At 70.0% G+C, this 13,015-nt stretch carries 12 protein-coding genes; 6 read left to right on the plus strand and 6 right to left on the minus strand.

What is annotated here, in order from left to right:
- Positions 1 to 170 precede the first annotated feature (170 nt).
- The 4 genes from NOO62_RS23695 to NOO62_RS23710 all read left to right on the plus strand — a co-directional run bounded on the left by NOO62_RS23695 (position 171) and on the right by NOO62_RS23710 (position 4,843).
- Positions 171 to 1,181 (plus strand): polyprenyl synthetase family protein, encoded by a 1,011-nt coding sequence (locus NOO62_RS23695; protein WP_268772896.1) that lies wholly within the window; start codon positions 171 to 173, stop codon positions 1,179 to 1,181.
- Between the two features lie 266 nt (positions 1,182 to 1,447).
- The gene (locus NOO62_RS23700; protein ID WP_268772897.1) at positions 1,448 to 2,761 is read left to right on the plus strand and encodes a LolA family protein; all 1,314 of its coding nucleotides are present in this window, start codon (positions 1,448 to 1,450) and stop codon (positions 2,759 to 2,761) included.
- A gap of 191 nt (positions 2,762 to 2,952) precedes the next feature.
- On the plus strand, positions 2,953 to 3,924 hold the full coding sequence (locus tag NOO62_RS23705) for an ABC transporter ATP-binding protein (protein WP_268775740.1): 972 nt from the start codon (positions 2,953 to 2,955) through the stop codon (positions 3,922 to 3,924).
- Positions 3,911 to 4,843: an ABC transporter permease gene (locus tag NOO62_RS23710; RefSeq protein WP_268772898.1), complete on the plus strand. Its 933-nt coding sequence runs from the start codon at positions 3,911 to 3,913 to the stop codon at positions 4,841 to 4,843. Before NOO62_RS23705 ends, NOO62_RS23710 begins: the two co-directional genes overlap by 14 nt.
- A gap of 77 nt (positions 4,844 to 4,920) precedes the next feature.
- Here the strand turns inward: NOO62_RS23710 and NOO62_RS23715 are convergent, their stop codons facing one another.
- The 4 genes from NOO62_RS23715 to NOO62_RS23730 form a co-directional block, all read right to left on the minus strand.
- Positions 4,921 to 5,514, minus strand: coding sequence for a flavodoxin family protein (locus NOO62_RS23715; protein WP_268772899.1), 594 nt, complete (start codon positions 5,512 to 5,514; stop codon positions 4,921 to 4,923).
- A gap of 198 nt (positions 5,515 to 5,712) precedes the next feature.
- Entirely contained in the window at positions 5,713 to 6,669 is a 957-nt protein-coding gene (locus NOO62_RS23720) for a M28 family metallopeptidase (protein WP_268772900.1), read from the minus strand.
- Between the two features lie 197 nt (positions 6,670 to 6,866).
- Positions 6,867 to 8,462 carry an ArnT family glycosyltransferase gene (locus NOO62_RS23725; RefSeq protein ID WP_268772901.1) on the minus strand — a complete coding sequence of 532 codons (1,596 nt, stop codon included), beginning with the start codon at positions 8,460 to 8,462 and terminating at the stop codon, positions 6,867 to 6,869.
- A 108-nt stretch (positions 8,463 to 8,570) separates the two neighbouring features.
- Positions 8,571 to 9,023, minus strand: a complete 453-nt coding sequence (locus NOO62_RS23730; RefSeq protein ID WP_268772902.1) for a VOC family protein — start codon at positions 9,021 to 9,023, stop codon at positions 8,571 to 8,573.
- A gap of 209 nt (positions 9,024 to 9,232) precedes the next feature.
- On the opposite strand from NOO62_RS23730, the gene NOO62_RS23735 reads away from it, so the two are divergent.
- The gene (locus NOO62_RS23735; RefSeq protein WP_268772903.1) at positions 9,233 to 10,306 is read left to right on the plus strand and encodes a hypothetical protein; all 1,074 of its coding nucleotides are present in this window, start codon (positions 9,233 to 9,235) and stop codon (positions 10,304 to 10,306) included.
- A gap of 181 nt (positions 10,307 to 10,487) precedes the next feature.
- Here NOO62_RS23735 and rarD read toward each other — a convergent pair whose 3' ends face one another.
- Together rarD and NOO62_RS23745 are read right to left on the minus strand one after the other, a co-directional pair.
- Positions 10,488 to 11,477, minus strand: coding sequence for an EamA family transporter RarD (gene rarD, locus NOO62_RS23740; protein ID WP_414931007.1), 990 nt, complete (start codon positions 11,475 to 11,477; stop codon positions 10,488 to 10,490).
- Positions 11,478 to 11,646: 169 nt separating this feature from the next.
- A complete protein-coding gene (locus NOO62_RS23745; RefSeq protein ID WP_268772905.1) occupies positions 11,647 to 12,522 on the minus strand; it encodes an SDR family oxidoreductase in 876 nt (291 codons plus the stop codon).
- 102 nt (positions 12,523 to 12,624) lie between these two features.
- Between NOO62_RS23745 and NOO62_RS23750 the strand changes: the two genes are divergently transcribed.
- Complete coding sequence (locus NOO62_RS23750) at positions 12,625 to 12,996, plus strand: winged helix-turn-helix transcriptional regulator (RefSeq protein ID WP_268772906.1); 372 nt, start codon at positions 12,625 to 12,627, stop codon at positions 12,994 to 12,996.
- The last annotated feature ends 19 nt before the right edge of the window (positions 12,997 to 13,015 follow it).

The following is a 13,015-nucleotide window of genomic DNA, read 5'->3' on the forward strand; positions in this document are numbered from 1 at the left end:
CCAGCGCCGCGACGTGCGACGGGCGGGCAGGTGCTCGCCGTGATCGAAAGTCGACCGGATACGCTGACTTGAGTGATGGCAGCGACACATCGACAAACCCGTGTCATCGAACGAGATCCAATGATCGACCGAGTTGGCCGTGTGATCGTCAGCAGACAGGAGAACCTCTCGTGACCGTCGTCGGGCCTTTCGGGCTGAGCGTGCGGGACCAGGCTCTCGAAGCCGATGTCCAGGTCGGATTGGCGGCTGTCGAGGAGGGACTGCTCGAGGCCACCAAGAGCGAGGTGCCCTTCATCACCGAGGCCGCCCAGCACCTCGTCCGTGCCGGTGGCAAGCGCTTCCGTCCGCTGCTCGTGATGCTCGCTGCCCAGTTCGGCGACCCCTACGCGCCGCGCGTAGTGCCCTCCGCCGTTGTCGTCGAGCTGACGCACCTGGCGACGCTGTACCACGACGACGTCATGGACGAGGCCGACGTACGCCGCGGCGTCGCCAGCGCCAATCAGCGCTGGGGCAACTCCGTGGCGGTCCTGACCGGCGACTTCCTCTTCGCCCGCGCCTCCTACATCCTGGCCGACCTCGGCCCCGAGGCCGTCCGTATCCAGGCAGAGGCGTTCGAACGCCTGGTCACCGGCCAGATCCTGGAGACCGCGGGGCCGACCGAGGGCCGTGACCCGGTGGACCACTACCTCGACGTGCTGAGGGGCAAGACCGGCTCGCTGGTCGCCGTGGCCTGCCGGTTCGGCGCGATGATGTCCGGCGCCGACGAGACCGTCGTCGACGTCCTCACGCAGTATGGAGAGCGGCTCGGCGTCGCCTTCCAGCTCGCCGACGACGTGCTCGACATCGCGTCCGACTCGCACGAGTCCGGCAAGACGCCCGGCACCGACCTGCGCGAGGGCATCCCCACGCTGCCGGTCCTGCGGCTGCGCGAGCGGGCCGCGCGGCTCGGCCTCGCCGAGGACATCGCCCTGTGCGAGCTGCTCGACTCGGACCTCACGGACGACGCACGGCACGCGGAGGCCCTCCACAGGCTCCGTGCGCACCCCGCGCTGGAGGATGCCCGCAGGGACACGGTGTGCTACGCGGAGGGCGCACGCGCCGCGCTGGGACCGCTTCCTGAGGGCGACGCCAAGGCGTCCCTGCTGGAGCTCTGCGACCTGGTGGTGCACCGCGCGGGCTGAGCGCCCCGACGGCGACACAATCCCCGAACAACTGTCGAGCGGCGGCGCCGACCCCTACGGGATGGGGGAGGCGCCGCCGTTTCATGTCATCCCAGGGCAGTACGCGGAGTTGCGCCCGGGGTCTGACGCTTCTCGTTGGCCGATTTGGTCGGATGGAGTCCAGCGAGAACAACCACTCCTGACCAATTCGGGTGAGAATGGCGGCACAGGGTGGACGCAGGCACGTACAGGTAAGGCCGCCGCCGACCACGGAGGTAAGGCAGACAATGGCACCGTACGAACCGGAGAAGGACACCAGCGAGGCCGGGGAGCTGCGTGCCGGCCGCCGCAAGGCGGCCCGTTACGCGGTCCCGATCGCGGTGGCGGGGGTGGCGGCGGCGACCATCGGGCTCGTCCCGGCGCTCGCCACATCGGGCGACCCGGACCTGCCGAAGGTCACCGCACAGGAACTCATCGAGAAGATCGCCGAGTCGGACACGCAGCAGCTGTCCGGCAACGTCAAGATCAGCACTGACCTGGGGCTGCCGTCGATCGGAGGCATGGCGGGCGGCTTCGGCGGTGGCGGCGGCGCGGACCGCGGCGAGGACGGCGACGACAAGGGCTCGGCGGCCGACCCCAAGAGCAAGCTGATGGAGCTGGCGTCCGGCACGCACACACTGCGCGTCGCGGCCGACGGCCCCGACAAGCAGAAGGTGTCCGTCCTAGGGGACGCATCCGAGTACAGCGTGATCCACAACGGCGATGACGTGTGGGCGTACGACAGCGCGTCGAACGAGGCCTATCACGCCACGGAGAAGGCCGCCTCCTCAGAAAAGGGGTCCTCTACGGAGAAGGGCACCTCTACGGAGAAGGGCTCCTCTACGGAGAAGGGCGACAAGGGCCACGAAGCCGGTCGCGGGGCGGATGTTCCCTCCACCCCGGCGGACTTCGCCGAGCAGGCCCTGAAGGCCGTCGACGACACCACCTCCGTGAAGGTCGACGGCACCGCGCAGGTCGCCGGCCGTGACGCGTATCGCTTGGTGATCAAACCGAAGGAGGCCGGCTCGACGGTCGGCCAGATCACGATCGCGGTGGACGAGAAGACCGGCACGCCGCTCAAGTTCACCCTGACACCCGCCTCCGGAGGCGCGGCCGTCGTCGACGCGGGCTTTACGAAGGTCGACTTCGACAAGCCGTCCGCCTCCACGTTCGACTTCACGCCTCCGAAGGGCACGAAGGTCACCGAGGGCGACGAGCACGGCAAGGAAGGCCGCGACTTCCAGGACAAGGGCGGCAAGGGCGGCAAGGAGTTCGACAAGGGCGACCTCAACGAACCGAAGATCATCGGTGAGGGCTGGAGCACCATCGCCGAACTGAAGCTGCCGGGCGGCCAGGGCCTGCCGACGGCTGGTTCGGGCGACGTCCCGCAGGACGCGCAGAAGCTGCTGGACTCGCTCGGCGACCAGGTGGACGGCAAGTTCGGCTCCGGCACGGTCTTCTCGACCCGCCTGATCAACGCCCTCGTCACCGACGACGGCACTGTCTACGTAGGCGCGGTCACGAAGGACGCACTGGTGAAGGCGGCGAACGACGCGCACTAGCGGCGAACGACGCCCACCGGTGGCGAACGATGCCCACTGGTACGGCACGTGCGGCACGCGTCGTGCGTTGACGTAGGGGAACGGCGGATGGAAGGTGCCTGCCGAGGCACCTTCCATCCGTCTCGTCGCACGAGGGCAAGAGGGAGGGCAACGTGCCGGGTACCAACGGCAGCTCGGCGGGTGAAGCGGACGTGGTGGGGCAGGCGGACTCGGTGGAGCACGTCATCGAGACGCACGCGCTCACCAAGCGCTACGGAAAACACCTCGCCGTCGACCAGCTCGACCTCACCGTCCCCGTAGGCAGTGTTTTCGGTTTCCTCGGGCCGAACGGCTCGGGCAAGACGACCACCATCCGCATGCTGATGGGCCTCATCGAGCCGACCTCCGGCCGGGCCCAGGTCCTCGGTCGCCCCATGCCGCGCTCCACGCGCAGCGTGCTCCCGCACGTGGGCGCGCTGATCGAAGGACCGGCCCTCTACGGCTTCCTGTCGGGCCGCGACAACCTCCTGCGCTACGACTCCGCGGACCCGACCGCCGACCCGCGGACGCGGCGCGTACGGGCCGAGGTGGCCCTCGACCGGGTCGGGCTCACCGCGGCCGCTGGCAAGAAGGCGAAGGCGTACTCCCTCGGTATGAAGCAGCGGCTCGGGCTCGCGGCCGCGCTGCTCCAGCCGCGCAGGCTCCTCGTCCTCGACGAGCCGACGAACGGACTCGACCCGCAGGGCATGCGCGAGATCCGCACCCTGGTGCGGGAGTTGGCGGCGGAGGGCACGACCGTCTTCCTCTCCTCGCACCTCCTCGACGAGATCGAGCAGGTCTGCACGCATGCGGCCGTGATGACGCAGGGCCGCCTCATCACCCAGGGGCCGGTCGCCGAACTCGCGGCGGGTGCGCGCGGCAGGCTCGTCGTGACGACGCCGGACGGGGGTGACGCCGCCCGCGTCCTGAAGGAGCACGGCGTGACGGATCTCGTGGTGACGGAGGACCACGTGACCGGTGAACCACCTGGTCAGGACGAGTCCGGCCAGGAAGTGGAGCTCGCCGAGTTGAACGCCGCGCTGGTCGGGGCGGGCGTCCGCGTCCGCGGATTCGGACTCGAACGGGCCTCTCTGGAGGACGCGTTCGTGGCACTGACGGGGGAGGGGTTCGATGTCGCGGGCTGAGGCGGCCGGGGCAGCTGGGGTCGTGGAAGGTGAGAGCGCCTCCGGGCCGCCATCGGCGGGGGGCGCGCGGGAGACGCGATGGATCTGGACGCTCGGCCTGTTCCGCAGCGAGCTCGGGATCACCTTCCGCCGCTGGCGGACCCTCGCGCTGCTCGGCGTGCTCGCCGCCGTACCGATCCTCGTGGGCATCGCCGTCAAGATCGAGACCAGCGACGGCTCCACGATCGGCGGAGGCGGCGACGAAGGCGGGCCCGCCTTCATCGCGCAGATCACCAACAACGGCCTGTTCCTGGTCTTCACCGCGCTCGCCGCGACCCTGCCGTTCTTCCTCCCGATGGCGATCGGCGTCATTGCGGGGGACGCGATCGCGGGCGAGGCCAGCGCGGGCACCCTGCGCTACCTACTGGTCGCGCCCGCCGGGCGGACCCGGCTGCTCCTCGTGAAGTACGCGACCACGCTCACGTTCTGCCTGGTCGCGACCCTGGTCGTGGCGACGTCGGCGCTCGCGACCGGCGCGCTGCTCTTCCCGCTCGGCGAGGTCACGACGATCTCCGGCACCCGTATGGGCTTCGGCGAAGGGCTGCTGAGAGCCCTTCTGATCGCGCTCGTCGTCGCCGTGTCACTGATCGGGGTGGCGGCGCTCGGCCTGTTCGTGTCGACGCTCACGAGCAGCGGTATCGCGGCCATGGCGACGACTGTCGGCCTGCTGATCACGGTCCAGATCCTGGACCAGATCCCGCAGCTGCACGCCCTCCACCCGTACTTCTTCTCGCACTACTGGCTGTCCTTCGCCGACCTGATGCGCGAGCCGATCTACTGGGACGACATCATCAAGAACCTGCAGATGCAGGGGCTGTACGCGGCCGTGTTCGGCTCGGCGGCGTGGGCGCGGTTCGGGGCGAAGGACGTGATGGCGTAGGGCGGGGTGGGGCCTGACGTGATGGCGTGGAGGTTTCCGCAGCCTTCAGTATCCGCAGCGTTCAGTATCCGCAGTCTTCACTTGTCGTAGGGATAGCGGGCCAGCGTCGGCTCCTGCGCGAAGAAGGTCTTGGCGCGCGCCATGGCATCGGTGTCCTCCAGGACGTGGCCGGGCCGGGTGCCGTTGCCCAACAGGACGCCTCCGAAGTGCATGGGGAAGAAGGCGGCGGTGTTACGGAGTGTGCCGACAAGAGGCTCGGCGACCTCCTCCTCGCGGTGGGCGAGCGCTGTGACGCCCCACAGGGTGCGGCCCTTGAGAGTGTCCTTAAAGGCAATCTCCGGAGTCTCCAGCCACGCGTCCCAGTAATCGAGGTAGCGCTTCACGGTGGCCGAGAGCGAGTACCAGTACAGGGGCGACACGATGACGATGTCCGTGGCCTCCAGGGTGGCGTCCAGGAGCTCCGCCTCGTTGTCGCCAACGGGACGGGGGCGGGCCCTGGGACGGGAGTCGTCGTGGCGCCGGTCCTCGAAGTCGGGCAGTGGCAGGTCGGACAGGTTCAGCCAGCGCCGCTCGACGTCGGAGGGGAGTTGCTCGGCCGCCTTGCGGGCCAGGATCTCGGTGTTGCCCTCGGGGCGTGCGCTGCCGAGGACGAAGAGGAACTTGCGGGTCATGGGATCCCCCTGGATGCAGTTGCTTGCACGTGCACTATATGCACGCGCAAGCAATGCCGTCCAGGGGTTGGCCCGTCAGGGGTGGCCTACGGCCGGGGGTGACCTATGGGCGTGGATGCCTCCCGCTGGGGGGTGGCCTCCGCTCCGGGCGGCGTCCCGCGGCGGGTGGCCTTCACTCCGGGCGACGTCCCGCGGCGCCTACGAGGACAGCCCCCACACCGCGTACGCCACCGCGTCGCTGTTGCGGTCGAGTGCGGTGCCGTCGATGTTCGACATGCCGTCGCAGGACGAGTGGTAGCACTTGTCGAACGCCTCTCCCGCCGTCCCGCCCCACTTCTCCGCCTGCTCCGCCGACTTCGTGGTCTCGGCGCCGCTGAACAGCCCGCCGACCGGCACGCCCGCCTGCTGGAACGGCGCGTGGTCGGAGCGTCCGTCGCCCTCGTCGTCCGGCTCCGTGGCGACGTTCTTGCCCGCGTAGTAGTCCTTGAAGGTCTTTTCGACCGTGGGGTCGTCGTCGTAGACGAAGTAGCCCGCGTTCGGGGAGCTGAGCATGTCGAAGTTCAGGTAGGCGCTGATCTTTGAGCGGTCGCCGCCGGCCAGGCTGTCGACGTAGTGCGAGGAGCCGACCATGCCGATCTCCTCGGCGCCCCACCATGCGAACCGCAGGTGCTTCTTGGGCTGGTACTTCTCCCGGGCCACGGTGAGCGCGGTCTCCAGGATGGCGGCCGAGCCGGACCCGTTGTCGTTGATGCCGGGTCCGTCGGAGACGCTGTCGAGGTGGGCGCCCGCCATGACGACCTGTCCGTCGTCACCACCGGGCCAGTCGGCGACGAGGTTGTAGCCGGTCTTGCCGCCTGCCGTGAACTCCTGGACGGAGGTGGTGAAACCGGCGGCGTCGAGCTTCTTCTTCAGCTGGTCGATGGAGGCTTTGTAGCCGCTGCTGCCATGGGCCCGGTTGCCTCCGTTGGCGTCCGCGACGGACTGGAGGTCGGCGAGGTGGGCCTTGACGTTGTCGACGGAGATGTCGGGGGCGGCGGCCTTCGGAGAGGCCGCCTTCGGGGCGGGCGCCGCGTTGGATATCGCGGTGGTCGTCAGGAGTCCGGCGACGGCTATGGCTGCGGCCACGGCGGTACGTCCGGCAACGGAGAGTTTCATGTGGGGGCTCCGGTTTCCGTAATGGTCATACGAACTCGTGCGCTTGGTAAGCGGGTTGGCATGTGGGGGTGGGGGGTTGTGAGTCGCGCAGGAGTTCGGAGTTGCCTGATGGTGCGGGTGGGACTGTGGTGACGTCAAGACCGCAAAACGGGCGCGGGGTTCCGGATAACGTGCGCTTGCTCGTGTGGTGCCGACGTTCACGGGCGTACGTGGACGACCCACCCTGGTGCGTAGGTGCCGGGCACGCGGTGGCGGGGCCATGAGCGGGCCCAGGCCGGCGGTTCCGCTTCGCGCAGGACGAGCGCGGTGGGGCGGCGTGGGGTGCCGCGGCGGCCGGGGGTGCAGCCGGTGACGTAGGCGATGGGAATGACCGAGGTGTTGCCGCGGAGGACGCAGGGAGGGTGTGTTCCGCTTCGGGGGCCCCCGCCTGCGCGGAAGTCCCTGCCTGTGTGGGAGTCCTTGCCTGTGCGGGATTGCCCGCTTGTGTGGGAGTCCCTGCCTGTGCGGGATTCCCTGCTTGTGCTTGTGCGGGATTTTCCGCCGACGCCGTGCTCGTGCAGGACTTCGGCGACACGGGCCCAGTCGCCGCGGGCGCCCGCCTGGATCCCGGCATTGCTGTGGGCCAGGGGGAGTTGGACGGTGAGGTGTCCGGCGAGGGCCAGCCCCAGGGCGACGAGGCCGATACGTGGACGACGGGACGCGCGGGCGACGTCGACAAGGGCGAGCACGCCGAGGGCCGCGGCCGGGGCGAGCAGGGCGTGGGTGGGGGCGAGGAAGCGCGGGGCGGCGTAGGGGACGAGGACGAGGTAGGGGAGGGCGACGGACAGAGCGACGGCTGCGGCCAGCAGGCATCCGGGGAGGACCGCGCTACTTGGCTGCGGAGGCCTGCCCTGGGGGCCTTGGCGCGCCTCGCGCCTCGGGGCGCCCACACCCCGGCTACCACCGCGCGCACTCCATAGCCCGACCGCCACCAGTAGGGGCAGCAGGAACCACCACTCCGCCGAGAGCGGACGAACGGTGTCGCTGTCACAAGGGCGGCAGAGCAGCGGCCCGTCCATGACGGTGAGGTGATGGACCACGGAGAGCAGGGGACGCAGGTCCCCCTGCACCTCACTTGCCTCCGTCAGCCGTTCGCGGACTCCGCCGAACCGTACGTACGCCTCGACGATCCACGGCAACGCACCCGCCGCGAGCCCGCCGAGCACGGCAAGGACGCGACTCCACCCCCGCCAGGCGGGCACCAGCAGGGCGGTGGCCAAGAGCGGTGCGCCGAGGGCGACTCCGTCGTTGGGTCGCATCAGAGTCGCAAGGGCGAGGCCACCCGCGACTCCGGCGCAGGTCACGGGGGACTGGCGTGCCCGGAGGAAGAGCCCGACCGCCCCGACGGCACCCATGGCGGTGTAGTGGTTGGGCATTGCCGCGCTCGCGTAGAAGAGCACGAACCACAGTCCGCCGTACAGCGCGGCGGCGACCGCGGCCCCCGACGGCCGGATCAGAAACCGCAGCCAGGGGCGGAATCCCAGGTAGAGAGCGGCCGTTGCGAGCAGCGTCAGCCACACCCTGAGCAGCACGACGGAGTCGCTCCAGGTGGCCACCGGTGCGATGAGGAACGGCGCACCCCGCGTGCGGGGCGCGCTGAACGGCGTGGCGGGGGCGTACGGCGAGAAGCGGCTCGCGTAGACGGTCTCGTCCCAGCCGAGGGGCAGGGTGAGCGGTACGAGGACGAGGGACAACACGGCAAAGACACCGCTGACGCCCAGGAGGAGGTGATGGGCGCGCGACTGCGATGCCATGCGGCGGCCTTCCTGGTCCGGCGTGCCGGGCGGGGGCGTCGCCTTGAGCGGCGGCTGCCATGAACGGTCAGTGGCCTCAGAAGCCTGGCCTGAGCGGCCTGAGCGGACTCAGTGGACGCAGAACTCGTTCCCCTCCGGGTCCGTCATGATCACCCACTCGCCTCCCGGCTCTTTGACGTGCTGCTCCACGGCGGCGCCCAGCGCCTGGAGGCGGGCCACCTCGTCGTCACGGCTTCCCGGCTCGGTGTGTACGTCGAGGTGGAGCCGGTTCTTGCCGGTCTTGGTCTCGGGTACGCGCTGGAACAGGATCCGGCGGCCGAGGCCGGTGCCGCTCCCCTCGTCGTACGGGTCGTCGGGGTGCCGTACTGCGATCAGGTCCCGCCAGGCGCGGCGGCCGCGGAATTCGAGGGTCGCGGCTTCGGGGGCGGCGCCGAGGTCGAGCAGGCGCTCGATCAGTGCGCTGTTGTCCTCGATCTCGTAGCCCAACGTGTCAGCCCAGAAGGTGGCTTGGGCATGTGGGTCGGCGGCGTCGATGACGAGCTTCCAATGCAGGGTGGACATGGTAACCAGTTATATCGGTTACGTAGGCCCTGTGCACGCATTTGCCGTGTACGGCCGCCAAACTGCCGCCACCTAGGGGGACTTTGAGGGCTGGCTCGGGGTGATCCCGGATCGTGCGGCGGCGACGCAGGCGTCACTCTGGGATTGCGCGGAACCTTGAAATCGAGGGAAGGGGGGGGGAGCAGGCCATGAGGCGGAGTCGATCACTCGTGCGCGCCGCAGACGCGGCCACCTACGTCAACGTCTTCGCGCTGACCGGCATCGCCACGGTCCTCGTCACCCGAGCCTTCCTCGCTCAGGCGGGCTATCCACAGCTGGGCGGGGGCGGCGGCAGCCCGCTGCACATCGCCCACATGCTGTGGGGTGGCCTGCTGATGATGGCGGCGATCCTGCTCACGCTGGGCTTCCTCGGCAGAGCGTCCCGGATTGTCGGCGCCTTCATCGGCGGTATCGGCTTCGGACTCTTCATCGACGAGGTCGGCAAACAGATCACGGACGAGCCGGGTTACTTCTATGAACCGGCCGCCGGGATCATCTACTTGAGCTTCGCGTTGCTGCTCCTCCTCACCCACCTCATACGCCGCCGGGCCACTCGGGCCACCGGCCTCGACGCGCGACAGCGCTCCGTGCACGCCGCCGACCTCGCTCTGGCCGGTGTTGCCGACGGGCTCACGGCCGAGCAGCGCCGGGCTGCACTGCGACTTGTCGAGGGCTCGGACCGCGAGCTGGACGCGGCTCTCGCGCGGCTGATCGCCGCCGTCCCCGAGCGTCCGCCCGCGGTTCACGCGTGGTGGCGGAGGTGGGCGTCCGGCGTGGGGCGTGCGCTGAGGTGGCTGGCACGGACACGGATTGTGCTCGCTCTGGCCGTGCTCTGCCTGCTGACCGAAGCGCTGCTGTTCTCCGTCTGGATGTCCGTGGACCTCTTCGGCGGACAACTGGCGCGGGAACCGCAGCCGGGCGCTCACCTTGCGGTCGCGCTCACCGAAGTGGTGTCGGCCGTCCTGGGAATCATCGGACTGATACGCCTGCGCAGCGACCGGGCGACGGCCTTCCGGCTCTTCCAGGCGGCGCTGCTCGCGGACATGTTCATCGGCCAGATATTCAAGTTCACGATGGACCAGTTCGCAGCGGTGGTGGAGCTGGGCGTCGACCTGACCCTGCTCTGGGTGATATCCGCGTCCCTGTCCGCTCAGCGCGCCCTGGTCCCGGCCTCTGCCCCGACCCAACCCCCTGCCCCGACCCCACCCCCTGCCCCGGTCTCACCGGGGGCCCGAGCGGCATAGTCGGCTGACCACCGACCACCGACCACCGACCACCGACCACCGACCACCGACCACCGGCCACTGATCACCGGCCACTGATCACCGGCCACCGGCCACCGGCCACCGACCACCGGCCACCATCCCGCACCACCCTCTACAAGCGAAGCGATCCCGCCGCACTCCGCGGCAGCCCGCCCCACCCTCAGACCGCCGCCTCCCGCTCGTCCCGCTCCCCGCGATCACCCTGCCCCAGGGAACCCCCCTGCCCCAGGGAACCCCCCTGCTCCAGGGAACCCCCCTGCTCCAGGGAACCCCCCGCCTCAACCCCCGTTGCCGCCACCCGTGCCGCCGCAAGGCGTGACGCGTTTCGGCGGGCCGTGCGTAGGGCGTCCCAGGTCAGGAGGGAGAGGGCGAGCCAGACCAGGGCGAAGCCGGCCCAGCGCTCGGGCGGCATGGCTTCGTGGAAGTACAGGATGCCGAGCAGGAACTGGAAGACGGGAGCGAGGTATTGGAGGAGTCCCAGCGTGGAGAGCGGTACACGGATCGCCGCCGCTCCGAAGCAGACCAGGGGCGCCGCGGTCACCACGCCGGTCGCCGCGAGCAGCGCCGCGTGCCCCGCACCTTCCGTGCCGAAGACGATGTCGCCCTGCGTGGCGAGCCACATCAGGTAGGCGACGGCCGGCAGGAACTGGACGGCGGTCTCGGCGGCGAGGGACTCCAGGCCGCCGAGGTTGACCTTCTTCTTCACCAGGCCGTACGTCGCGAAGGTGAAGGCGAGGCAGAGGGAGATCCACGGCAGCTGGCCGTACCCGAACGCGAGGACGAGCACCGCGGCGAACCCGACGCCGACCGCCGTCCACTGCAGCGGGCGCAGCCGCTCGCCGAGGAGCAGGACGCCCATGGCGATGGTGACCAGCGGGTTGATGAAGTAGCCGAGGGAGGCTTCGACGACGTGACCGGAGTTCACGGACCAGATGTAGACGCCCCAGTTGACGGTGATGACCGCCGCGGCGATCGTCACCAGGCCCAGCCTGCGCGGCTGGCGGAGCAACTCGCGCGCCCAGTCCCAGCGGCGTATGAAGAGCAGTGCGATGCCGACCACCACGAGGGACCAGGCCATCCGGTGGGCGAGGATCTCGACGGCGCCGGCCGGTTTGAGGAGCGGCCAGAAGAGGGGGACAAGGCCCCACATCCCGTAGGCGGCGAAGCCGTTCAGCAGCCCGGCGCGCTGCTCGTTCTTTGCCGACGTCCCGGCTGCTCCGCTGTCCACGGCTCCTCCTCGATGCACGGCAGTCCCGCTGCTGCCGCACTGACGGTAGCGCCGCGAGCCCCCGCCTGTCATGCCCGTAAATGGGAGACAGTCATGACCGGCGGTTCAGGCCTTCGAGCGCCGCCGAGATGGCTTCGGAAAGGGGCGTCGTCGGGCGGCCGATGAGCCGGGCCAGTTCACCGGTCGTCCCGGCCAGCCGGCCCCGCGCGACGGCCGCGTCCACGTCGACGAGGACCGCGGCCAGCGGCTCCGGCAGCCCGGCGCCGGTCAGCACGGCGAGGTGCTGCTCGGCGGGGACGTTCGCGTACGAGATGTCCAGGCCGGTCTGGGTCGCGACCTCAGCGGCGTACTCGGCGAAGCTCCAGGCGACGTCGCCGCTCAGCTCGTACACCTTGTTCTCGTGGCCGTCGCCGGTCAGGACGGCGACGGCGGCCGCCGCGTAGTCGGCGCGGGAGGCGGAGGCGACTCGGCCCTCGCCCGCGGAGGCGACGACGGCGCCGTGCTCAAGGACCGGGGCGAGGTGCTCGGTGTAGTTCTCGTGGTACCAGCCGTTGCGCAGGAACGTGTAGGGCAGGCCGGAGTCGAGGATGAGCTGCTCGGTCACCTTGTGCTCGGCCGCCAGCTCGAAGTCGGCGTCGGGGCCGCCGAGGACGCCCGTGTAGGCGAGGAGCGCGACGCCCGCCGTGCTCGCCGCGTCGACCACCGCGCGGTGCTGCGGCACGCGCTGCCCGACCTCGCTGCCGGAGATCATCAGGACCCGGTCACCGGCGGCGAAGACGCCCTCCAGAGTCTCGGGGACGCTGTAGTCGGCGATTCGCAGCTCGATGCCGCGCTCGGCGAGGTCGGCGGCCTTGCCCTTGTCGCGTACGACGGCCGCGATGTCCCCGGCGGGGACCCGGGTGGCGAGCAGCCCCTCGATGACGAGACGGCCGAGGTTTCCGGTGGCTCCGGTGACGACGATGCTCATGTCTGAAAGCTCCTGGTGAGTGACTCTTCGGTGTGGTCTGCCACCCACGCTAGCTACAGCGCTAACTATTCGAAAGTACCCACTTTGAAGTAAGGTACTGGCATGGACGTAAGCACGTGGAGGGTCGCGGGCGAGGAAATGTGTCCCCACCGGCTCGTTCTGGAGCATGTGACGAGCCGGTGGGGCGTCCTCGTCCTGCTGGCCCTGGAGGAGCGCTCGTACCGGTTCAGTGAGCTGCGACGGCACATCGGCCGCGTCAGCGAGAAAATGCTGGCGCAGACCCTGCAGACCTTGGAGCGCGACGGCATCGTGCACCGCGACGCCAAACCGGTCATCCCACCCCGGGTCGACTACTCCCTCACGGACCTCGGCCGCGAGGCGGCAGCGCAGGTCAGGGCCCTCTCGGCCTGGACCGACCGGCGCATGGGCGATGTACAGAAGGCGCGCCAGGCATACGACGAGGCCCGGTCCTGAGGATCAGGACCGGGCCTCG

It is taken from the genome of Streptomyces sp. Je 1-369, from assembly GCF_026810505.1.
GTDB lineage: Bacteria > Actinomycetota > Actinomycetes > Streptomycetales > Streptomycetaceae > Streptomyces.

Excerpts from the sequence above, each read along its gene's own strand:
- NOO62_RS23700 (WP_268772897.1), top strand. The coding sequence starts at position 1,448 with ATGGCACCGTACGAACCGGAGAAGGACACCAGCGAGGCCGGGGAGCTG.
- NOO62_RS23710 (WP_268772898.1), top strand. The coding sequence starts at position 3,911 with ATGTCGCGGGCTGAGGCGGCCGGGGCAGCTGGGGTCGTGGAAGGTGAG.
- NOO62_RS23715 (WP_268772899.1), bottom strand. The coding sequence starts at position 5,514 with ATGACCCGCAAGTTCCTCTTCGTCCTCGGCAGCGCACGCCCCGAGGGC.
- NOO62_RS23720 (WP_268772900.1), bottom strand. The coding sequence starts at position 6,669 with ATGAAACTCTCCGTTGCCGGACGTACCGCCGTGGCCGCAGCCATAGCC.
- NOO62_RS23725 (WP_268772901.1), bottom strand. The coding sequence starts at position 8,462 with ATGGCATCGCAGTCGCGCGCCCATCACCTCCTCCTGGGCGTCAGCGGT.
- NOO62_RS23730 (WP_268772902.1), bottom strand. The coding sequence starts at position 9,023 with ATGTCCACCCTGCATTGGAAGCTCGTCATCGACGCCGCCGACCCACAT.
- rarD (WP_414931007.1), bottom strand. The coding sequence starts at position 11,477 with ATGTGGGGCCTTGTCCCCCTCTTCTGGCCGCTCCTCAAACCGGCCGGC.
- NOO62_RS23745 (WP_268772905.1), bottom strand. The coding sequence starts at position 12,522 with ATGAGCATCGTCGTCACCGGAGCCACCGGAAACCTCGGCCGTCTCGTC.
- NOO62_RS23750 (WP_268772906.1), top strand. The coding sequence starts at position 12,625 with ATGGACGTAAGCACGTGGAGGGTCGCGGGCGAGGAAATGTGTCCCCAC.